A 22031-nucleotide genomic window follows, 5' to 3' on the forward strand; every position below is an offset into this window, starting at 1 on the left:
TGTGCACTCATCGCGGTCACCGCCTGATCCGCGGGTCGAGGTACGCGTAGGCGATGTCCGCCACCATGTTCATGACGATCGCAGCGATCCCGGTGACGAGGAAGAACGCCATGACCGGGTTCGGGTCGACGTTGTCGAGACCCGTTCGGAACAGCTCGCCCATTCCCTTCCAGCCGAACACCGTCTCGGTGATGACCGCGCCCCCGATGAGGCCTGCGAAGTCGAACGCGACGATCGTCGTGATGGGGATCAGGGCGTTGCGGAACGCGTGCTTGGTGATGACGGCACGCTCCGAGAGCCCCTTGGACCGTGCGGTGCGCACGTAGTCCTGGCCCATGACCTCGAGCATCGACGAGCGCGTGTACCGGCTGTAGGACGCCACCGAGATGAGGGTGAGGAGGATGGTCGGCAGGATGATCTGGGCGCCCTGGTCGAGGAACGACTCCCAGAAGCCACCCGTGAAGTTCGGGGTCTCGGAGCCGATCGTCGAGATCGGGCGTGGCTTGAGCTCGAGGAAGGTCGGGACGTGCGTCATCGCCACGTCCGCGAAGATGATGACGCTCATGATCACGCCCGTGACGGCCGAGGCGAACATCGCCTGCCGCCGCGAGTACCCGCCCCAGGCGTAGCCGATCGCGAGCGACACGACGATCGCGACCGCGAACAGCCCGACGATGAGCCACCAGCCGCTGGGCTCCGCGAGCGCGCCTCCGACGATGAAGTACGAGATCACGGCCACGACCGCGGTGGTCAGCGCGGCGTACAGCACGCGACGGTTCGCCAGGCCGGTGACGAGCGAGGTGACGAGCACGGCGGCACCGGCACCGAACAGCAGGACGACGATCGGGCCCATGGACGGGTTGCGGTACCAGTCGGTCGCGTTGAACACGAACATCACGACGGCGACGAACCCGAACGTGGCGAGCGCGGTCCACAGCCGTCGACGTGTCTCGCCGCCGATCACCGCTTGCACGACGAACCCGAGCAGCGCCGCCACGACCAGGATCGTGACCGGGTTCACCCACCCCTCGGCGATCCAGTCGTTGAACTTGATGGCGCCGTACTCCTTGAGGAGCACCGCCGCCCAGAAGACCGGCAGGGAGAAGAAGAGGAAGGCGCCGAAGGTGACCGCGTAGTCGAACCCCGAGTACTGCCGGATCGCGGTGAGGATCCCGAGCGCGATGCCGATGATGATGGCGAGCACCGTCGCCAGGACCACGAGGCGCAGCGTCGAGCCCGCGGCCTGGGTGAGGAGGCTGCCGACGTCACGGCCGGTCCGGTCGACGCCGAAGTCGCAGTTGAGCGTGAAGCACTTCGCCACGCCGGTGAGCCAGCCCCAGTACCGCACCCACCACGGATCGTTGAGATCCATGAACTCGATACGGGCATTGATGAGCTGCTCACGGTTCTTGGCGTTCGACTCCCGCAGGTCCTCCAGCGGGTCGCCCGAGTGGACGACCATGAAGTACAGCAGGAGGGACGCGCCGAGGAGCACCAGGAACGAGATCCCGATGCGCCGCAGGATGAATCTGACCACGGGTTTACCCTTCAGGCCCGGCGCCGGTCGGGCGCCTGCTCCGTGTGGGACGACAGATCACTGTAGGCCACCGGAGGTCGGACTCCAGCATCGTCCGTCCGAGCGCCCCTGTGGGGCAGGAGGTGGACCTCCTGCCCCACAGGGTTGCCCGTCAGGACGAGCTCATGGAGCGTGAGCTACGGACTGCACGCGTCAGGACGCGCGGTACCACTGCTCCGAGTTCCACACGACCTGGCTCTGCGTGGCGGTGTCGCGCACGTTCTGCAGGTTCGTGTTGTAGCCCACGACGCCCGGGTGGGCGAACAGCGGGATGCCGTAGAGCGTGTCCCACAGGCCCTTCTCGATGACCTTCACCTGCTCGAGCTGGACGCTCTCGTCGATCGTCGAGGCGAGCGTGTCCCACGCCTCGTCGACCGTGGCGTCGCTGTACTCGCCGTAGTTCTGCGGCTGGCCCGTGGCGTAGATGTTCTGGCCCGAGGCCTTCTGACCGGAACCGGCCCACGCGAACAGTGCGATCTCGTAGTCACCGTTCGGGAGGGTCTTGTCGAAGAAGTCCTCCGAGCCGACGTCCTGGATCTCGAAACCGGCCTCGTCGCAGCTGGACTTGATGAGCGCGACCTCGTCGCTACGGCGCGGGTTGGGCGCCGAGTAGCCGATGCGGACGGTGACCGGCGTGTCGACGCCGGCCTCCTCGATCTTGGCCTTGGCACCGTCGATGTCGACCTCGTCGTAGCGGCCGTCGTAGGACGCCTCGACGACCTCGTCGTAGTTGTCCTGGAACGGGAAGACCTCGCGGGCGTTCATCACGACTGCCTCGGGGTCGATCGGCGTGATGAGGTTGTCCACGATCTTCTGGCGCGGGACGCACATGGCGAACGCCTCGCGCAGCTCCAGGCTGTCCGCGAACACGTTGCCCTCGCGGAAGTTGTAGTCGAGGTGCTCCCAGGTCAGCGTCGGACCGGTGAGGACCGTGACGGACTCGCCGATGGCCTCGAGCTGGCCGAGCGTGTCGACCGTCGCCTGCGGCTGGATGACGTCGAGGTCACCGTTCTGCAGCGCCTGGACGTGCGTGTCGGCCGCCGTGAAGCGGAACGTCATCTCCTTGGTGGCTGCGGGCGTGCCCCAGAACTCCTCGTTCGCGGTGAGCGTGAGGGACTGACCGGCGGTCCAGCCGTTCTCCTTGAACGCGTACGGGCCCGAGGACGGCACGAGGGCCGGGTCGGGGAGCTCACCCGGGGTCGGGGAGAGCCAGCCGGTGTTCCAGAACTCGGCGAGCGGCTCGAGCGCGGTGTAGTCGCGGTCCCGGATGGCCGTGGCCATCTCCTCGGTCGTCATTCCCGCCTGCTCGGCGGCGACGTGCGCCGGCATCGGAGCGGCGACGAGAATCTCCCAGTCGGCGTAGACGACCGGGTAGTCCAGCACGAACTCCTTGCCGTCGGGGTCGCCCTGCGGCCCGTCCGGGACGTACTCGCCGTACGTGAGACCCGAGACGTGGTTGAACAGCGGCGTGGCCTCGTCGTCCTCGGTGGGGATCGCCTGCGCGGCCCAGTCCAGGATGAAGTCCGCGTTCGTGACCGGGGTGCCGTCGGACCACACGGCGTCGTCCGCGATCGTGTAGGTGACCTGCAGCGGGTCCTCGCTCGTGACCTCGTACGTGCCGAAGCTCTCGTCCTGGCAGATCGTGCCGTCCGTACCGAAGTACGTGAAGGCGCCCAGGATCCGCTCGGTCACGACGCTGTTGTACGTCGAGTAGGTCTCCGGGGTGAACGTGTTGTAGCCGAGGAACTCGTCCTCACCGACCGAGTACGAGACGTTGCCGTCCTGCGTCTCCGTCACACCCGAGTCCTGCTTGCAGGGATCGCTCTCGTCGATCTCGGCGGCGGACGGCGTCGTCTCGCTCGCGTTGTCGTCGTCGTCGTTGCTGGCAGGGCTGGAGCACGCCGAGAACAGCAGTGCTCCCGTGGCGGCGACCGCGACTGCGGCGCTCATTCGCCTGATCTTCAATGTTCCTCCTCCAGGGGGATGGTGGGCACGCACGCGGGACGCATCGCCCCCCGGTCGCCCCGCCGCCTCGCCCGGTCGTTGCCGAGTCCGTCCGTCGGGTACACCCACCATGGTTTGGGGCAACGCTACATACCGGCTTGCGAGGCTTCTCCCCCTTGCGAGGTTCGAGAGGGTGATCGTTACCGAGTTGATACTGGCCGGTACGATGGTGTGGCCACGCTGTCATCGGGACGAAACGGGCCGGAAACACCCTCGGCGACGAGCGTGACGTTACTCACGTCTCACCATGCGGCGGGTGCGCAGAGCGCGGAGGAACCCCGTCGGCGCCGAGCACGTCCCGGGCGGAGGAGTCGTCCGGGTCGACAGGTCCATCGGGCCGGATCTCACCGAGGCGGGCGCCGAGACCTGCGCACAGCACGTGTGCGTGCTCCATCGGGGTCCACCAACAGGTCCAGCGCTGCGACGCGCCGCCCCCCGACGGATGCTGCTCCCCGGCGCTCCAACGAGTCGGGACGTCCTCGACGCTGGCGAGCTGGAAGAAGTGCCGCTCGTGCACCTCGGGCTTCGAGGGCCAGACGTCGAACCGCTCGACGCCCAGCGCGCGGACGACGCGCGTCCTCAGCCCCGTCTCTTCGAGCACCTCACGCACCACCGCGACGTCCGGAGCCTCCCCGTGCTCGATCGTTCCCGCCGGGACCTGCACTCCCGCGATCTCGAGCGGCACGTCGTCGTGGGTGAGGACCAGGAGGCGCCTGCCGTGGACGACGTAGGCGACCACCTTCCTGACGAGAGTCCTCGCCGGTCCCGCGGTCACGGGACCGACGGGTTGGTCGCAGCCGCCACGTCGCGCCGGATCCCGCGTCCGAGCCGCTGCTCGTGGTTCGACCGCAGGTGCATCGAGGACTCCTCCGAGGTGCTGCGCCGGACGGATCGCCGTGTCGACGCTAGACGTTGAACCGGAACTCCACGACGTCGCCGTCGGCCATCGTGTAGTCCTTGCCCTCGATCCGCGCCTTGCCCGCCGCACGGGCCGCCTGGACCGACCCGGCCTCGACGAGGTCGTCGAACGAGACCACCTCGGCCTTGATGAAGCCGCGCTCGAAGTCGGTGTGGATGACGCCGGCCGCCTGGGGCGCCGTCCACCCCTTGCCGATGGTCCACGCGCGCGACTCCTTGGGACCGGCGGTGAGGTAGGTCTGCAGGCCGAGGGTGTCGAACCCGACGCGCGCGAGCTGGTCCAGCCCGGCCTCCTCGACTCCCGACTCGGCGAGCATCTCCTTGGCCTCGTCCGGCTCGAGCTCGACGAGCTCGGACTCGAACTTGGCGTCGAGGAAGATCGCCTGCGCCGGGGCGACGAGCGCCCGCAGGCGCTCCTGCATCGCGGTGTCCGCCAGGCCGTCGTCGTCCGTGTTGAACACGAAGATGAACGGCTTGGCCGTCAGCAGCTGGAAGCTCGCGACGTCGGCCAGGTCGAGACCGGCGTCCCCGGCGCCCTGGTAGAGCGTCCGGCCCGCCTCGAGGACCGTCTGCGCCTTCTGGGCCGCCTCGACGAGGGCAGGGTCGCCCTTCTTGATCCTGGCCTCCTTCTCGAGGCGCGGCAGCGTCTTCTCGAGGGTCTGGAGGTCCGCGAGGATCAGCTCGGTGCTGATCGTCTCCATGTCTCCGTCGGCGTCGACCGACCCGTCCACGCGCACCACGTCGGGGTCGGCGAAAGCTCGCGTCACCTGGCAGATCGCGTCGGCCTCGCGGATGTTCGCGAGGAACTTGTTGCCGAGCCCCTCCCCCTCGCTCGCACCCTTCACGATGCCCGCGATGTCGACGAACGACACCGTCGCGGGCAGGACGCGCTGGCTGCCGAAGATCTCCGCGAGCTTGTCGAGACGCGGGTCGGGCAGCGGGACGACTCCCACGTTGGGGTCGATCGTCGCGAACGGATAGTTCGCCGCGAGGACCTGGTTGCGCGTCAGGGCGTTGAAGAGGGTGGACTTGCCGACGTTGGGCAGGCCGACGATGCCGATTGAGAGAGCCACGTGGAGGGAGTCTACGTGGGGCTCACGCGAAGGACACGATGCGTTGGAGCAGCTCGGGCGAGCGCCGGTCGTAGACCCGCGCTCCCCAGCGCGCGCCGAGCACGAGGACGACGGCCCCGAGCCCCAGGCCGACCACGAGCGTGACCCAGCCGAGCACCGCCGAGGGCAGGACGATGGCGAGCACGCCCAGGACCAGGACAGGGAGGGTGAGGGCGAACATGATCGCCAGCGCCGCCGACTGGGAGACCATGACGGCCATGCCGGCTCCCTGCGGCTGCTTGAACGGGCTGTCCCCCGGCTTGGGCACCGGGTACACGAGCCGGGCGGACGCCGCGCTCGACACCCCGAGCGAGACCAGGAGCGTGCCGAGGGTCAGACCCAGCTCCGCGGGCAGCGCGTCCCAGCGCCCCGCGACCCACACCGAGGCGATCGCGAACGCGATCGTCACCGGGACGCCGGCCACGAGGACCGGCAGGACGCGGCCCCACCGGTCCGCCCGGCCGTCGACCCCGGTCGAGACGTGCAGCGCGAACGCGGTGTGGTCGTAGGCGACGTCGGCAGAGATGGCGAACCCGAGCATCCAGGCGGTGACCGGGGCGAGGACGAGGAACACCTCCGAGCCGGGCCCGCCGCCGAGCACGAGCAGCACCACGGGCAGCAGCGGGATGACGGCGATCGAGCCCGAGTAGCGCGGGTCACGCAGCCAGTAGGTCGCCGTGCGCGCCGCGACCGCCCCCGTCGGCGTCGCCGGGAAGCGGGAGAAGAAGCCCAGGCCCTTCGCCCTGCCCCCGGCACCCGCGGTCGGCGGGGTGACGAGCGCCCTGCGCAGGGCACGGTCCCACACGACCCAGCCGACGCCGAGCGTCGCCAGCGAGACGACCAGCCGGGCGAGCGCGAGGCCCCACGCGCCGTCGTGCACCGCGGCACCCAGACCCCACGGGGCGCCGAACGGCGTCCACGCCACGACGTCGCCCAGGCCCACGACGGCGGCGCGGGCGCCGTCGCCGTCCACGCCGTCGAGACCGGACATGAGCCCGGCGAACGCCGGCCCGATCAGCACGAGCGGGACGAACGCCGCGACGGTCACGACCTCGCGGTAGCGCCGCGACTCCAGCAGCGGGGCGAGCGCCGTGGTCGTCGCGCGGGATCCCACGACGCACAGCGACACGGCGAGCACCGCGCCCACGAGCGCGGCGAGGACCGCCAGGGGCGTGCGCCACCAGGCGAACGACACGCCGAGCGCGGAGACCGCGGTCACGATGCCGGGGATCGACACCACCCCCGCGGCCGCGAGGCCCGCCAGCAGCCGACGCTGCGGGATCCCGAACAGGACGAAGCGCTGCGGGTCGAGCGTCGCGTCCACGCCGAACGCGAACAGCGGGACGACCCACCACCCGAGCACCACCACCGCACCCACGAGCACGGTGATCGCACCCGCCATGACCGGGTCGCTCGACCCGAGCACGATCGTGCCGACGACGACCAGGCCGACGATGCCGACCCCGTACAGGAGTCCGAGCAGGAACGCGATGGTCTGCCACGCGCTGCGGCGGAAGCCGTTGGCCATGAGCCGCAGCTTGAGCCTCACGAACTGCGCAACCATGCCAGCCCTTCCGTGCTCTGCCGGCCGCCGACGAGCTCGACGAACCGGTCTTCCAGGCTCGCCCCGCCGCGCACCTCGTCGATCGTCCCGGCGGCGAGCAGGTGCCCGCCGGCGACCACGGCCACGTGGTCGCACATGCGCTGGACGAGGTCCATGACGTGCGAGGACACCACCACCGTGCCGCCGGACCGCACGTAGTCCGCGAGGATGTCGCGGATGTTCGCGGCCGAGACGGGGTCGACGGCCTCGAACGGCTCGTCGAGCACGAGCGTGCGCGGCGCGTGGATGAGAGCGGTCGCGAGCGCGATCTTCTTGGTCATGCCCGCGGAGTAGTCGACGACGAACGTGTCGGCGTCGGCGGTGAGGTCGAGCGCGGCCAGCAGGTCCGTGGTCCGCTCGGCGACCGTGTCGCGGTCCATCCCGCGCAGCAGCCCGGCGTAGGTGATGAGCTGGGCGCCGGTGAGCCGGTCGAACAGGCGCACGCCGTCGGGCAGCACGCCGAGCCGGGCCTTGCCCGCGACCGGGTCCGCCCACAGGTCCGTGCCGTGCACGTGGGCGGTGCCGTGATCGGGGCGCAGCAGGCCGGTCGCCATGGACAGGGTCGTCGTCTTGCCCGCGCCGTTGGGGCCGACGAGCCCGTAGAACGAGCCCGCGGGGACGTCCAGGTCGATGCCCGCGACGGCGGTCTTCTCACCGAACCGCTTCCAGAGTCCGCGCAGCGAGAGGGCCGCACGGGGATCGGGGGGCGCGGACGGGGAGTCCACCGCGGGGCTCTGCGGGGCGGGTGTCGGCTCGACCATGCGTCCAACCTAGTGGAGAGGTCGGACGCCGCGCGGTGTGGTTTGTCATGAGGTGTCCGCGGGCGCGCCGGCCCGCCCGACCCCCGGACCGCTCGTCGTGACGCCGTCCGCGCGCCGGTCACCCGGCGTGTCGGTGGTGCGTGGGAGGGTTCGAGGCATGGACACCTGGGCGCTCTTCTCGATCGGTCTCGTGCTCGGCCTGGTCGTCGGGGCCGTGCTCGTCCTCGTCGTGCGCCGCACGTCCCCCGACGGCGCGGCCGCCGAGGTCCGCCGGCTCGCGGCCCAGCTCGACGCGGCTCGTGCCGAGGCCACCCGCGGCGCAGGTCTCGCGGAGCGCCTCGACGCGGAACGGGCCGGCTTCGACCGCCAGATCGGCTCCGAGAGAGAGGCGTTCGCGCGCCAGCTCGAGACCGCCCGACGCACCGCCGACGAGCGCGTCGACGGCGTCCGGGCGCAGTACGAGGAGCGGCTCGGCCAGGTGCAGGGCGACCACCAGCGACTCGAGGAGCGGTTCGCGGCGCTGTCGCGCAAGGCGCTCGCCGAGACCTCCCAGCAGTTCCTCGCGCAGGCCGAGGAGCGGTTCCGGCGCAGCCAGGAGACGGGCGCGGCCGAGCTCGCGAAGCGCGAGCAGGCCGTGCGCACACTCGTCGAGCCGCTCGCGCTCTCGCTCGAGAAGATGCGTGCTGAGGTCGCCGAGGCCGAGAAGTCCCGCGCGGCCGGCCACTCGGCGCTGACGGAGAACCTGCGCCAGCTCGCGCAGGCGAACTCGGAGCTGCGCAGCGGCACGGACGACCTCGTGACCGCGTTGCGCTCGTCCCAGACGCGCGGCGCGTGGGGAGAGCTGCAGCTGCGTCGGGTCGTCGAGGCGACGGGCATGCTCTCGCGCGTCGACTTCACCGAGCAGGCGCAGGTCGACACGGGTGACGGAGCGCTGCGGCCGGACATGGTCGTCCACCTCGCCGGCGGCAAGAACGTCGTCGTGGACTCCAAGGTCGCGTTCCTCGGCTACCTGGAGGCGCAGCAGGCGACCGACCCGGCGGAACGGGAGGCACGCCTGGACGCGCACGTGCGCCACATGGTCAAGCACGTCGACGACCTCGCCTCCAAGCGCTACTGGTCGCAGTTCAGCCACTCGCCGGAGTTCGTGGTGATGTTCGTGCCGGCCGAGCCCTTCCTCGCCGCCGCGGTCGAGCGCCGCCCCGACCTGCTCGAGTACGGCGTGAGCCGCAACGTCATCATCGCGACGCCGATGACGCTCGTCGCGCTCCTGCGCACCGTCGCCTACGCGTGGCAGCAGGACGCGGTGGCGGACAACGCGCACGAGGTGCTCAGGGCCGGCAAGGAGCTGCACTCGCGGCTCGTGACGACCGCGAGGCACGTCACCAAGCTCGGGCGCTCGCTGAGCACCGCGACGAAGGACTTCAACGTGTTCGTCGGCTCGCTCGAGACCCGGGTGCTGCCGCAGGCGCGACGCATGGTCGACCTGAACGTCGTGGACGAGTCCGAACGGATCACGGAGATGCGGGCCGTCGAGGACGTGCCGCGCCTGGTCTCCCAGCCGGAGCTGGTCGCCGCCGCGTCCGACGCGGTCGTGGCGATCGACGACCGCGCCTCTCGGCACGACGAGAACGACGGACAGCTGGACCTGGAGATCGACGGGGCACCGCGAGCGGACGCTGCTCGCCGGCGCGAGGAGGCCTGGGGCTGAGCCCTCCGTTCAGACGGGCTGGACGGACAACGGGCGACGCCCGCCGCGCGTCGGGCGGTCGCTGCCCGCCCCGCCGCCGGTGCCGGCGAGGTCGGTGCGCAGCTCCCGCGGGAGCGAGAACATGAGGTCCTCCGTCGCGGTGCGCACCTCCTCGACCGAGCCGAACCCGCGCTCCGCGAGGTAGGCGAGCACGTCCTCCACGAGGATCTCGGGGACCGACGCCCCCGAGGTGACGCCGACGGTCGTGGCGCCGTCGAACCAGGACTCGTCGAGCTCCGCGGCGCGGTCGACGCGGTAGGACGTCCGCGCTCCCGCCTGGAGCGCGACCTCGACGAGGCGCACCGAGTTGGACGAGTTCGCCGAGCCGACGACGACCACGACGTCGCACTCCGGCGCGAGCTTCTTCACCGCGACCTGGCGGTTCTGCGTCGCGTAGCAGATGTCGTCGCTCGGCGGGTCCTGCAACGTCGGGAACTTCTCGCGCAGGCGTCGCACCGTCTCCATCGTCTCGTCGACCGAGAGCGTGGTCTGCGAGATCCACACGACCTTGTCGGGGTCGCGCACGACGACGTCGTCGACCGCGTCGGGCGAGTTGACGACCTGCACGTGCTCCGGTGCCTCGCCCGCGGTGCCCTCGACCTCCTCGTGCCCGTCGTGCCCGATCAGCAGGATGTCGTAGTCGTCCTTCGCGAAGCGCACGGCCTCCTTGTGCACCTTGGTCACGAGCGGGCACGTCGCGTCGATCGTGTCGAGCTCGCGCTCGGCGGCGGACTCCTTCACCGCGGGCGAGACGCCGTGCGCGGAGAAGACGACGCGGGCGCCGCGGGGCACCTCGTCGGTCTCCTCGACGAAGATCGCGCCCCGCTCGCTCAGGGTCTCGACGACGTGCTTGTTGTGCACGATCTCCTTGCGCACGTACACCGGGGCCCCGTAGTGCTCGAGCGCCTTCTCGACGGCCACCACGGCCCGGTCGACACCGGCGCAGTATCCGCGCGGCGCGGCGAGCAGGACGCGCTTGCCGGGAGCGGTGGCCCCGCCGTCGGGCAGGGCGGTTCGGTCGGCGGAAGGAGTCGCGGGGAAGGAGCTCACGCCACCGAGTCTAGGCGAGCACGCGTCGACCGGCCTCGAAGCACCCTGCGCCCTGTGCTCTCCCCCCGCACCCGGCACCCCACCGTCACCAACGCTCCACGAGTTGTCAGCGCCCGACGATCCCCGAGCCTCACCGGACGCTGACACCTTCCGTGGTGCAGCAGCTGTCAGCGCTGCGTGAGCCCGGGGACGCACGCGGCGCTGACACGGGGACGGGGTGGGACGTGTGGGTGTCATGAGGCAGGCTGGGGTCGTGACCGCATCGCTCCCCCTGCCCGACGCCGGACCTGTCCCGGGCTCGTCCCGCGCCGGGGCGTCGGGAGCGGTCCCGGCCCGCGCGGTCGAGACCAGCCCGGAGCACCCCTGGCCGGTGCGCCTGCTGGCGCACAACATCGAGTCGTACGTCGCGAGGATGCCGGCGCTCTGGGTGGAGGGGCAGGTCGTGCAGCTCAGCCGCCGCGGAGGGGGGATGGCGTTCCTCACGCTCCGCGACACGGACCAGGACATGTCGGTCCCGGTCGCGGCCCTGTCCCGCGTCGTCCAGCGCGTCCCGGTGCCGTTGGAGGAGGGCGCGCACGTGGTCGTGCACGCCCGGCCCGAGTACTGGGCGAAGCGTGGGTCCTTGCAGCTCAAGGCGAGCGAGATCCGGCCCGTGGGAGTCGGTGAGCTGCTCGCGCGCATCGAGCGGCTCAAGAGCGTGCTGGCCGCCGAGGGCGTGTTCGACGCGAGCCGCAAGGTCGCGCTCCCCTTCCTGCCCGCGGTGGTCGGTCTCGTCTGCGGGCGCGGGTCGAAGGCCGAGCACGACGTCGTCGTCAACGCGCGCGAGCGCTGGCCGCAGGTGCGTTTCGAGATCCGGGAGGTCGCCGTCCAGGGAGTCGATGCCGTCGGGCAGGTGAGCGCGGCGATCGCCGACCTCGACGCACGTCCCGACGTCGAGGTGATCGTGGTCGCCCGCGGAGGCGGCGCGGTCGAGGACCTGCTGCCGTTCTCCAACGAGACGCTCGTCCGGGCCGCCGCGGCGTGCCGCACGCCGCTGGTGAGCGCGATCGGGCACGAGACCGACTGCCCGCTGCTCGACCTGGTCGCCGACCATCGCGCGTCGACGCCCACGGACGCCGCCAAGCGGATCGTGCCGGACGTGTCCGAGGAGCGGGCGCGGGTGGTCCAGTCCCGCGACCGGATCCGCTCGGCCGTCGCGGCGCTCGTCGCCCGGGAGCAGGCGGGGCTCGACGCCGCGCGGTCGCGCCCCGTCCTCGCCGCCCCGCACGTGCTCGTCGACGCGCACGCCGAGCAGGTCGTCTCGGCCCGCGACCGTGGCCGCCGCGCGCTGGACGCACGGCTGCTGCGGGCCGCGGGCGAGGTGGACCGGCTCGAGGCGCAGGTCCGGGCGCTCTCGCCCGCCTCGACGCTCGAGCGGGGCTACGCCGTCGTCCAGCGCGGCGACGGCCACGTCGTCCGCACCCCGGACGACGTCGCGACGGACGACGCGCTGCACGTGCGCGTCGCGGGCGGCGCGTTCGACGTCACCGTCCTCGCGAGCACGGCCCGATGACCCGCCCGCGGTCCGCCGACCTGCCGGACGACCGATCGGACCGGGCAGGGGTGTCCGCACTGCGGACACCCTGCCCGACCACCACGCACAGATGGGGTTCACTACTGCCGTGACCGACGACGACATCGCTGTCAACACCGACGACGCCACGACCGGCGGCGTCGCCGACCTCACCTACGAGCAGGCACGGGACGAGCTCGTGCAGGTCGTCTCGCGCCTCGAGGCCGGCGGCGAGCCGCTCGAGGCCTCGCTCGCCCTCTGGGAACGTGGCGAAGCCCTCGCCAGGCGGTGCCAGGAGTGGCTCGACGGCGCCCGCGCGCGCCTCGACGCCGCGCGCGGCCAGGACCCCGCCCAGGCGTCCGCAGCGGGTCACGCAGCGCAGGCCACGATCGACGACGACATCTCCGGAGGACTCCGATGAGCACCACGCCCGACGCCGCACCGACCGCGGCGCACCCCCACCGGACGACGCCCGGTGGCGTGCCGGACGGGCACGTGCTCGTCGTCGGCGAAGCCCTGATCGACGTCGTGCACCGTGCCGACGGGAGCATCGACGAGCACCCGGGCGGGAGCCTCGCGAACGTCGCCCTCACGCTCGGTCGCCTGGGCCGCGACGCGCGCCTGGTCACGTGGATCGGCGACGACGCGCACGGCGCCGTGCTCCGGTCCTGGCTCGACGAGTCGCACGTGACGCTCACCGAGGGCAGTGCGGACGCACCGTCGACGAGCGTCGCGACCGCCCACCTCGACGACCAGGGCGCCGCGACGTACGAGTTCGACCTCGAGTGGCAGGTGCCCCCGGGCACCGACGTCGCGCCGAGCACGCTCGCCGTGCACACCGGCTCGATCGCGGCCGTCCTCGAGCCGGGGGCGACCGCCGTGCGCGCTCTCGTCGCCGCGGCGCGCGACTCGGCCACGATCACCTACGACCCGAACGCACGACCGGCGCTCATGGGCGAACCGGCCGACACTCGCGTCCGCATCGAGGAGCTCGTGGCCCTGTCCGACGTCGTGAAGGTCAGCGACGAGGACCTCGAGTGGCTGGTCCCGGACGCGGACCCGCTCGCCGTGGCACGGCGCTGGCGCTCGCTCGGACCTGCCCTCGTGGTCGTGACCCTGGGGGGCGAGGGCGCCGTCGCCCTCACGGCCGCCGGGGAGCTGCACGTCGCGGCGCCGCGCGTGACCGTCGTCGACACGGTCGGTGCCGGGGACTCGTTCATGGGCGCGCTCGTCGACGGGCTGTGGGACGCGGACCTGCTCGGTGCCGGACGCCGCGAGGCGCTGCGCGCGATCGACGCGCACACGCTGACGGGACTGCTCGAGCGGTGCGCCGCAGTCGCTGCCGTCACCGTCTCCCGCGCCGGGGCCAACCCCCCGCGGCGCGCGGAGCTCGCACCCACGACCGGGGCCGTCTGAGCCGCGGGACGTTGCGGGGCAGGGCGCCTCAGGCGTCCTGCTCCTGCTTCTTGGCGCGCTCCAGCGACCGCTTGCGGTCCTCCTGGTTCTCCTGCTCGATCCGCTCCGCCTCGTCGTCGTCGCGCGTGAGGTTCTCGCTCGTCTCCGGGTCGAACACCAGCATCTTCGTCGGGTCGAACCACAGGTCCGTCGTGTCGCCGTCCCGGACGCGCGACTGCGAGTCGAGGGCGACGACGAACTGGGTGCGCATCCCCTCCCCGTCGAGCTCACGGTCGAGGTCCTCGAGCTGCCCCTTCACCGACTGGTGCATGTCGAAGGGCACGTAGGCGTAGAGCTCGGCACCGAGCCACTCGGTGACGTCGATCTGGATCTCGAAGGTGTGCCCGCGGTCCTTCTTGGACGGGTCGACGAGCCGCGCGTCCTCGAAGTGCTCCGGTCGCAGCCCGACGATGACCAGCTCCCGGTCGCCGATGGCGTCGCGGATGCGGTCGGGCAGGTCGAACTCGCCGAACGGCAGCGAGATCCGTCCGCCCGAGACCTCGCCGGGCAGGAAGTTCATCGGCGGCGTGCCGATGAATCCGGCGACGAACAGGTTGATCGGCTGCTCGTACAGCCCTCGCGGGCTCGCGACCTGCTGCAGCACGCCACGGCGCAGCACCGCGACCCGGTCACCGAGCGTCATGGCCTCCGTCTGGTCGTGCGTCACGTAGACGGTCGTCGTGCCGAGCCGGCGCTGCAGCCGCGCGATCTCGGTGCGCGTCTGCCCCCGGAGCTTGGCGTCGAGGTTGGACAACGGCTCGTCGAACAGGAACGCCTTGGCGTCGCGGACGATCGCTCGCCCCATGGCGACGCGCTGTCGCTGACCGCCCGAGAGGTTCGCCGGCTTGCGGTCGAGGTGCTCGCGCAGGTCGAGCAGGTCGGCCGCGTTCTCGACCTTGTCGCGGATCTCCTGCTCGGAGTGCTTGCCCTTGGCCAGGCGGAGCGGGAACGCGATGTTCTCGGCAACCGTCAGGTGCGGGTACAGCGCGTAGTTCTGGAACACCATCGCGAGGTCGCGGTCGCGAGGCGCCTTCTCGTTCACGCGTTCGCCGTCGATGTCGAGCTCGCCGGCCGTGATGTCCTCGAGCCCCACGATCATGCGCAGGACCGTCGACTTCCCCGAGCCGGACGGCCCGACGAGGATGACGAACTCGCCGTCGGCGATGTCGAGGCTCACGTCGTCCACGGCGAGGAAGCCGTCGCCGTAGCGCTTGACGATGTCCTTCAGGGTGATCGACGCCATCAGCTCTCTCCTCGTGGTGCGCGCGGTGCGGGGATCGGGGTGCGGGAGGCTCGCAGGTCGCTCATCCCTTGACCGCCCCCTGCGTCAGCCCCGACACGATCTGACGTTGGAACAGGATCACGAGCGCGACGACGGGGATCGTCACCACGACGGCGGCTGCGGAGATCGCCCCGGTCGGCTCCTCGAAGTACGACGCACCCGTGAAGAACGCCAGCGCCGCGGGCACCGGGCGGGCCGCATCGGTCGACGTGAGCGAGATGCCGTACACGAAGTCGTTCCACGCGATGAAGAACGCGATGAGCGCCGTCGTGAACACCCCGGGCGCTGCGAGCGGCACGATCGCCTTGCGGAACGCCTGCCACGGCGTCGCCCCGTCGACCTGCGCGGCCTGCTCGAGCTCCCACGGGATCTGGCGGAAGAACGCCGCGAGCGTCCAGATAGAGATCGGCAGCGTGAGCGACAGGTACGGGATGATCAGTCCGATCCACGTGTCGTACAGGCCGATGTTGCGCCACAGGTTGAACAGCGGCGTGACGATCGAGACGACGGGGAAGATCGACACCCCGAGCGCGGTGGTCAGGATGAGCCGCTTGCCCGGGAAGTCGAGCCGCGCGATCGCGTACGCGCACAGGGTGGCGAGGACGACGGCGATCACGGTCGCGATGAGCGAGATCCCGATCGAGTTGCGCAGCGCGGACAGGAACAGGTCCTGCGCCGATCCCCCCGTGGAGAGGATCTGCTCATAGTTGTCGGTGCTCCAGCGCGGCGGCAGGAACGTCCCCGAGTTGAGGTCGCTCGACGACTTGAAGCTCGTCATGAAGATCGACAGCACCGGGAAGAGGGCACCGACGAGCACGACGACCGTGATGACCGCCCACCAGACCTTCGCTCTCGTGCTCAGGACGCCGCCCATCACTTCTCCCCTCTCGCGCCGGCCAGATCGACCTTGAAGAGCTTGATCGCGACGAAGCAGATCACCACGACGCACAGGAACAGCAGCACGGAGATCGCGGAGCCCATGCCGATCTGCAGCTGGCCGATCGACGTGCGATACGCGAGCAGGGACAGGACCTCGGTGTTGTTCGCGCCGTTGGTCATGATGAACACGTTGTCGAAGATGCGGAACGCGTCGAGCGCCCGGAACAGGACGGCGACCATGATCGCGGCCTTCATGTTCGGGACGATGACCCGCGTGAACCGCTGCCACGCGGTCGCGCCGTCGACCTTCGCGGCCTCCTCGAGCTCACCGGGGACCTGGGCGAGCCCGGCCAGGAGGAGGAGCGAGATGAACGGCGTCGTCTTCCAGACCTCGGACGCGATGATGACGAACAGGCTCGTGCCCTGCTGGGCGAACCAGTTGAGGTCCGGACCGATGCCGGGCACCCAGTCGAACCAGTTGTTGACATAGCCCGAGGTGATGTCGAACGCGTAGAACCACGCGAACGCCGAGACCACCGTGATGATGCCGTACGGGACGAGGATCGCGGTGCGCAGCAGGCCGCGCAGCCGCTTGATGGCGCGGTGCATGACGAGCGCGAGCGCGAAGCCCAGCACGAGCTCGACGGCGACCGTCACGACCGTGATGAAGACCGTCACGCCCAGGTCCCGCCACCACACCGAGTCGGTCAGGATGACGAGGTAGTTGTTCAGCCCGACGAAGGTGCGGTCGTCGGGGGCCGTGAGCTTGTAGTTGAACAGCGAGTCGTAGGTCGCCTGCAGGATCGGGTACAGCGTGACGGCGAGCATGACGACGAACGCCGGACCGGCGAGGAGCCAGCCGAGGCGCGCCTCCGACCGTGCCCGGTCGCTGCGCGCGGCCTTCGCCGCTGCGTCGGGTGCGCCGTGGTCGGTTCCGGAGGACCGGCCCGACGACCGGCCCGACCGTTCGGTGGAGGTGCTCACAGGAGTCGCTCCCCTCGCAGGACGGCGGTGATGAACTCGGTGGACTGCTGGGGCGTCGTGTCGGGGTCGACGTCGGCCGGCGGGTACCAGGTCTGCTGCAGACCGGTCGAGATCTCGTTGTAGAACGGCGTCTGCGGCCGGGGTGCGGCCTGGTCGAGGGAGTCCCGGATGACGTCGTACATGGGGAAGGCGTCCTGGACGTCCGGGTCGTCGTACGCCGCGATGCTGGCCGCCGGGTTCCCGTTGGTGACGAAGTACTCGGCCTGGTTCTCCGGGCTCACGATGCACTCCGACGCCTCGTACGCGAGATCGGTGTGCGCGCCGTACGCCCCGATGCCGAGGCTGATGCCGCCGTACGGCGGCCGCGCGTCCTCGCCCTCGACCGTCTGCGGGTACATGGCCCAGCCGATGTCGTCGAGCAGGTCCTGGTCCTGCGAGCCGTCGTCGACCGCCGTCACGGTCGACGACCACACGAACGGCCAGTTGACCATGAACGACCCGCGGTCTCCCTGGAACTTCGTGAGGGACGCCGGCTCGTCCTCGCTGGGCAGCCCCGCGCCACCGACCCCGGACGTCCCGATGTCTCCCATGATCCGGGCCGCCTCCTTGCCCGCCTCGCTGTCGAGGCCGAGCTTCAGCTGGTCCGCGGGAGCCTCCGGGTTGTCCAGGACGTGACCCCCACCGCCCTCCACGAGCGCGTTGATCCAGACGGTCAGGGACTCCGCCTTGACGCCCTGCACCCCGAGCAGCTTGTCCTGGTCACCCGCGGCCTCGATCAGCTGGTCCCACGTGACGGGCTTCGACATGTCCAGCCCGGCCGCGTCGGCGACCGACTTGCGGTACCAGAGGAGCTGCGTGTTGGCCCAGAACGGGATCGCGACCAGCTCGTCCTTCCACGTCGACGCGTCGACCGCCCCCTGCACGACGTCCTTCGTCGTGGCGTCCGCGACGTCGTCGGGGACGGGCGCGAGGAAGCCCGCCTCGGCGAACTCAGCGACGAACACCGGGTCGAGGCTCATCAGGTCGATCGAGGAGTCCTTCGCCGCCATGCGCCGGGCGAGCTGTTCGCGCTGCGACGACGCGTCGCGCGGCAGGAGCTCGGTCACGATCCGGTAGGCGCCGTCGGCGTCCTCGGTGCACGACGCCGCGATGTCCGCCTGTCCGCCCGCGTCCGGGTTGATGTACCACGTGAGCGTCGGGGTGCCTCCGTCCCCCGAGGCGCACGCCGCCATCGGCGCGGCCGTGGCCAGGGCCAGGCAGGCCGCGAGCGTTCGCTGACGTCGTCGCACGTGGACTCCTTCGCCGGTTGCTGCGCCGTGTTCCCCCTATGTCACACCTGCGCCTGCAGTTTCGCCATGTGAACGAGACGTGTGCACCGGATGCGACGTGCGGGAGCATGTCCCCATGACGACTCCCCCGCTCACCCCGCAGGAAGCCTGGGCGACGCTGCGCGCCGGGAACGACCGGTTCGTCGCCGACGACCTCCAGCACCCCTCCCAGGGCGCGGCCAGGCGCCAGGAGCTGTCCACGGCGCAGCACCCGCACGCCGTGATCTTCGGCTGCTCCGACTCGCGCGTCGCCGCGGAGTTCGTCTTCGACCAGGGGCTCGGCGACCTGTTCGTGGTCCGCACCGCGGGGCACGTGCTCGACACCGCGACCATCGGGTCGATCGAGTACGGGGTCGACGTCCTGCAGGTGCCGCTCGTCGTCGTGCTCGGCCACGACTCGTGCGGCGCGGTCGGCGCCGCGGTGCACACGCTGACGACGGGCGAGCAGGCCGGCGGGTTCGTGCGGGCCGTCGTAGACCGCGTCATCCCGTCGATCGTCAACATCACGAGCACGCACGGCGGCTCGCTGGACACGCTGGACCCCGCGGTCCTGCGGCGCGAGCACGTGCGCAACACCGTCGACATGCTGCACTCGTACTCCTCCGGGCTCGCCGAGGCGGTCGCGCAGGGCAGGTGCGCGATCATGGGCGCGGAGTACGACTTCGCGGACGGGCGTGCCCGGGTCGTCGAGGTCGTGGGGGACGTCGGCGAGCAGCCGTGACCTCGCTCACGGTGCGCGCCCGGCCCTTGCCCGTCGCACGGCACCGTGCGGCAGGATGAGCCCATGACTGCACACCCCGACGCGACCGGCGCGGACGCCGACGACGCGACGAACGAGTTCCGCATCGAGCACGACACGATGGGCGAGGTGCGCGTCCCCGCGCACGCCCTCTACCGCGCGCAGACCCAGCGCGCCGTGGAGAACTTCCCCATCTCCGGCACCCCGCTCGAGCGTGGGCACATCGAGGCCCTGGCGCGCGTCAAGAAGGCCGCCGCGCGGGCGAACGCCGAGCTCGGCGTCCTCGACGCGGACGTCGCGGACGCCATCGTCGCCGCCGCCGACGAGGTGGCGTCCGGCCGCCACGACGAGCACTTCCCGGTGGACGTGTTCCAGACCGGCTCGGGGACGTCGTCGAACATGAACACGAACGAGGTCCTCGCGACGATCGCGACGCGTTCGCTGGGCCGCGAGGTCCACCCGAACGACCACGTCAACGCCTCGCAGTCGTCGAACGACGTCTTCCCCACCTCGGTGCACGTCGCCGCGACGTCCGGAGTGGTGCGCGACCTCGCCCCTGCGCTCGAGCACCTCGCGACCGCGCTCGACGCGAAGGCCACCGAGCTCGCGACGGTCGTGAAGTCCGGGCGCACCCACCTGATGGATGCCACCCCCGTGACTCTCGGCCAGGAGTTCGGCGGGTACGCCGCAGCGGTCCGCTACGGCGTGGAGCGGCTCCAGGCCGCGCTCCCCCGCGCGGGCGAGGTCCCCCTCGGGGGCACGGCCGTCGGCACCGGCATCAACACGCCCGCAGGGTTCCCGCAGCGCGTCATCGCGCTCCTCGTCGAGGACACCGGGCTGCCGCTCACCGAGGCGCGCGACCACTTCGAGGCGCAGTCGGCGCGCGACGGCCTCGTCGAGCTCTCCGGCGCGCTGCGCACGATCGCGGTCTCGCTCACCAAGATCTGCAACGACCTGCGCTGGATGGGCTCGGGTCCCAACACCGGGCTCGGCGAGATCTCGCTCCCCGACCTCCAGCCCGGGAGCTCGATCATGCCCGGCAAGGTCAACCCGGTCATCCCGGAGGCGGTGCTCATGGTCGCGGCGCGTGTCGTCGGCAACGACGCGACGGTCGCGTGGGCGGGTGCGTCGGGCAGCTTCGAGCTCAACGTGCAGATCCCGGTGATCGCCCAGGGCGTGCTCGAGTCGATCCGGCTCCTGGCCAACGCGTCGCGCGTGCTCGCCGACAAGACCGTCGTCGGCATCGTCGCGAACGTGGACCGTGCGCGCGCGCTCGCCGAGTCCTCGCCGTCGATCGTCACGCCGCTCAACCGCGTGATCGGCTACGAGGCGGCCGCGAAGATCGCGAAGCACTCGGTCACGGCGGGAATCACCGTCCGCGAGGCCGTCGTCGAGCTCGGCTACGTCGAGCGCGGCGAGGTCACCGAGGCGCAGCTCGACGACGCGCTCGACGTGCTCTCGATGACGAGGCCGCCGCGAGCCTGACGCGATCCGTGCCCGGTCCGGGAGAACGGACCCCGCTTCGTGGTGGAACCCCGGTCCCACGACCAGGGTTCCACCACGAGGCTCCGGTTCAGACCTCGATCGACTCGAGCATCTCGGTGACGAGCGCGGCGACCGGCGAGCGTTCGGACCGCGTCAGGGTCACGTGCGCGAACAGCGGGTGGCCCTTGAGGGCCTCGATGACCGCGGCGACGCCGTCGTGCCGGCCGACCCGCAGGTTGTCACGCTGCGCGACGTCGTGCGTGAGGACGACGCGGGACGACTGCCCGATCCGCGACAGGACGGTGAGCAGCACGTTGCGCTCGAGCGACTGCGCCTCGTCGACGATCACGAACGCGTCGTGCAGCGACCGGCCCCGGATGTGCGTCAGCGGGAGCACCTCGAGCATCTCGCGGTCGATGACCTCGTCGAGCACCTGCGGCGGGACGAGGGCGCCGAGCGTGTCGTAGACCGCCTGCGCCCACGGGTTCATCTTCTCGGACTCCGAGCCGGGCAGGTACCCGAGCTCCTGCCCGCCCACCGCGTACAGGGGGCGGAACACCATGACCTTGCGGTGCTTGCGCCGCTCCATGACGGCGTCGAGCCCCGCGCACAGCGCGAGCGCCGACTTGCCCGTGCCCGCCCGGCCACCGAGCGAGACGATCCCGACCGAGTCGTCGAGCAGCAGGTCGATCGCCACCCGCTGCTCGGCCGAGCGGCCGTGCAGCCCGAACACCTCCCGGTCCCCCCGGACGAGCTGCACGTGCTTGTCGGCGGTCACGCGGCCGAGCGCCGAGCTTCCCGGCGAGTGCACCACGAGCCCCGTGTGGCACAGCAGCGGGCCGGCGGCCTCCGCCGCGGCGGGGTCGAGCTCGGCGACCTCGACCGACTCGTGCTCCCACAGGCGGCCCATCTCCTCGTCGGTGAACGAGACCTCACCCATGCCCGTCCAGCCCGAGTCGACCGCGAGCTCTGCGCGGTACTCCTCTGCGGCCAGCCCCACGGCCGACGCCTTGACCCGCATCGGCAGGTCCTTGGACACGACCGTCACGTCGTGTCCCTCGGACGCGAGGTTCGCGGCGACCGACAGGATCCGGGTGTCGTTGTCGCCGAGGCGGAAGCCGGCCGGCAGGACGGTCGGGTCGGTGTGGTTGAGCTCCACGCGGAGCGTCCCGCCGACGTCACCGACGGGGATCGGCGCGTCGAGCCGGCCGTGCTGGATCCGCAGGTCGTCGAGCATCCGCAGCGCGCTGCGGGCGAAGTACCCGAGCTCGGCGTGGTGACGTTTCGCCTCGAGCTCGGTGATGACGACGACCGGCAGGACGACGTCGTGCTCGGCGAAGCGGGCGAACGCGCGCGGGTCGCTCAGCAGGACCGACGTGTCGATGACGAACGTCCGCGTGCCGTCGTCCGGCACGATGGCCGGGCTGGGGGTGGATGAGGCGTGGACCACGGGGGCTCCCCTCCGGCGCGTGAGCGCCGTGCTCTTCCAGGGTGTGGCGGGCTACCGGCCGCTGAGCCGCACGTGCCGAGACTCAGCAGCGCCGGTGCCGGCCCTC

The 22031-nt window shown here is 71.2% G+C and carries 18 protein-coding genes; 6 read left to right on the plus strand and 12 right to left on the minus strand.

The window, feature by feature from the left end; translation table 11 throughout:
• Window positions 1–16 precede the first annotated feature (16 nt).
• From IF651_RS03575 to IF651_RS03600, 6 genes are all read right to left on the minus strand, one after another.
• Complete coding sequence (locus IF651_RS03575) at window positions 17–1537, minus strand: ABC transporter permease subunit (RefSeq protein ID WP_191827711.1); 1521 nt, start codon at window positions 1535–1537, stop codon at window positions 17–19.
• Window positions 1538–1729: 192 nt separating this feature from the next.
• Window positions 1730–3541, minus strand: a complete 1812-nt coding sequence (locus tag IF651_RS03580; protein WP_191827712.1) for an ABC transporter family substrate-binding protein — start codon at window positions 3539–3541, stop codon at window positions 1730–1732.
• A gap of 274 nt (window positions 3542–3815) precedes the next feature.
• Window positions 3816–4319, minus strand: coding sequence for an NUDIX domain-containing protein (locus IF651_RS03585; RefSeq protein ID WP_206715106.1), 504 nt, complete (start codon window positions 4317–4319; stop codon window positions 3816–3818).
• A gap of 166 nt (window positions 4320–4485) precedes the next feature.
• Entirely contained in the window at window positions 4486–5571 is a 1086-nt protein-coding gene (gene ychF / locus IF651_RS03590; protein ID WP_191827714.1) for a redox-regulated ATPase YchF, read from the minus strand.
• 22 nt (window positions 5572–5593) lie between these two features.
• Window positions 5594–7174, minus strand: coding sequence for a hypothetical protein (locus IF651_RS03595; protein WP_191827715.1), 1581 nt, complete (start codon window positions 7172–7174; stop codon window positions 5594–5596).
• Complete coding sequence (locus tag IF651_RS03600; RefSeq protein ID WP_191827716.1) at window positions 7156–7974, minus strand: ABC transporter ATP-binding protein; 819 nt, start codon at window positions 7972–7974, stop codon at window positions 7156–7158. The genes IF651_RS03595 and IF651_RS03600 overlap by 19 nt, the downstream gene beginning before the upstream one ends.
• A gap of 157 nt (window positions 7975–8131) precedes the next feature.
• Between IF651_RS03600 and IF651_RS03605 the strand changes: the two genes are divergently transcribed.
• The gene (locus IF651_RS03605; RefSeq protein WP_206715108.1) at window positions 8132–9682 is read left to right on the plus strand and encodes a DNA recombination protein RmuC; all 1551 of its coding nucleotides are present in this window, start codon (window positions 8132–8134) and stop codon (window positions 9680–9682) included.
• Window positions 9683–9691: 9 nt separating this feature from the next.
• On the opposite strand, the gene IF651_RS03610 is transcribed toward IF651_RS03605, so the two are convergent.
• Window positions 9692–10729, minus strand: coding sequence for a 4-hydroxy-3-methylbut-2-enyl diphosphate reductase (locus IF651_RS03610; protein ID WP_191827908.1), 1038 nt, complete (start codon window positions 10727–10729; stop codon window positions 9692–9694).
• A 295-nt stretch (window positions 10730–11024) separates the two neighbouring features.
• Between IF651_RS03610 and xseA the strand changes: the two genes are divergently transcribed.
• From xseA to IF651_RS03625, 3 genes are all read left to right on the plus strand, one after another.
• Window positions 11025–12323, plus strand: a complete 1299-nt coding sequence (gene xseA, locus IF651_RS03615) for an exodeoxyribonuclease VII large subunit (RefSeq protein ID WP_422110439.1) — start codon at window positions 11025–11027, stop codon at window positions 12321–12323.
• 91 nt (window positions 12324–12414) lie between these two features.
• On the plus strand, window positions 12415–12744 hold the full coding sequence (locus IF651_RS03620; RefSeq protein ID WP_191827718.1) for an exodeoxyribonuclease VII small subunit: 330 nt from the start codon (window positions 12415–12417) through the stop codon (window positions 12742–12744).
• Window positions 12741–13739 carry a carbohydrate kinase family protein gene (locus tag IF651_RS03625; protein WP_191827719.1) on the plus strand — a complete coding sequence of 333 codons (999 nt, stop codon included), beginning with the start codon at window positions 12741–12743 and terminating at the stop codon, window positions 13737–13739. The genes IF651_RS03620 and IF651_RS03625 overlap by 4 nt, the downstream gene beginning before the upstream one ends.
• A gap of 28 nt (window positions 13740–13767) precedes the next feature.
• Here IF651_RS03625 and IF651_RS03630 read toward each other — a convergent pair whose 3' ends face one another.
• The 4 genes from IF651_RS03630 to IF651_RS03645 all read right to left on the minus strand — a co-directional run bounded on the left by IF651_RS03630 (window position 13768) and on the right by IF651_RS03645 (window position 18212).
• Entirely contained in the window at window positions 13768–15021 is a 1254-nt protein-coding gene (locus IF651_RS03630; protein ID WP_191827720.1) for an ABC transporter ATP-binding protein, read from the minus strand.
• 61 nt (window positions 15022–15082) lie between these two features.
• On the minus strand, window positions 15083–15934 hold the full coding sequence (locus tag IF651_RS03635; protein WP_191827721.1) for a carbohydrate ABC transporter permease: 852 nt from the start codon (window positions 15932–15934) through the stop codon (window positions 15083–15085).
• Window positions 15934–16923, minus strand: a complete 990-nt coding sequence (locus tag IF651_RS03640; protein WP_338403754.1) for a carbohydrate ABC transporter permease — start codon at window positions 16921–16923, stop codon at window positions 15934–15936. Before IF651_RS03640 ends, IF651_RS03635 begins: the two co-directional genes overlap by 1 nt.
• Window positions 16920–18212 carry an extracellular solute-binding protein gene (locus tag IF651_RS03645; RefSeq protein WP_422110440.1) on the minus strand — a complete coding sequence of 431 codons (1293 nt, stop codon included), beginning with the start codon at window positions 18210–18212 and terminating at the stop codon, window positions 16920–16922. The genes IF651_RS03640 and IF651_RS03645 overlap by 4 nt, the downstream gene beginning before the upstream one ends.
• Window positions 18213–18327: 115 nt before the next feature.
• Between IF651_RS03645 and IF651_RS03650 the strand changes: the two genes are divergently transcribed.
• Both IF651_RS03650 and IF651_RS03655 read left to right on the plus strand, forming a co-directional pair.
• Window positions 18328–18972 (plus strand): carbonic anhydrase, encoded by a 645-nt coding sequence (locus IF651_RS03650; protein WP_191827722.1) that lies wholly within the window; start codon window positions 18328–18330, stop codon window positions 18970–18972.
• Between the two features lie 63 nt (window positions 18973–19035).
• Window positions 19036–20475 (plus strand): class II fumarate hydratase, encoded by a 1440-nt coding sequence (locus IF651_RS03655; protein WP_191827723.1) that lies wholly within the window; start codon window positions 19036–19038, stop codon window positions 20473–20475.
• Between the two features lie 88 nt (window positions 20476–20563).
• Here IF651_RS03655 and IF651_RS03660 read toward each other — a convergent pair whose 3' ends face one another.
• A complete protein-coding gene (locus IF651_RS03660; protein WP_191827724.1) occupies window positions 20564–21925 on the minus strand; it encodes a PhoH family protein in 1362 nt (453 codons plus the stop codon).
• Window positions 21926–22031: the final 106 nt, after the last annotated feature.

This window comes from Cellulosimicrobium arenosum (assembly GCF_014837295.1).
Classification (GTDB): domain Bacteria; phylum Actinomycetota; class Actinomycetes; order Actinomycetales; family Cellulomonadaceae; genus Cellulosimicrobium; species Cellulosimicrobium arenosum.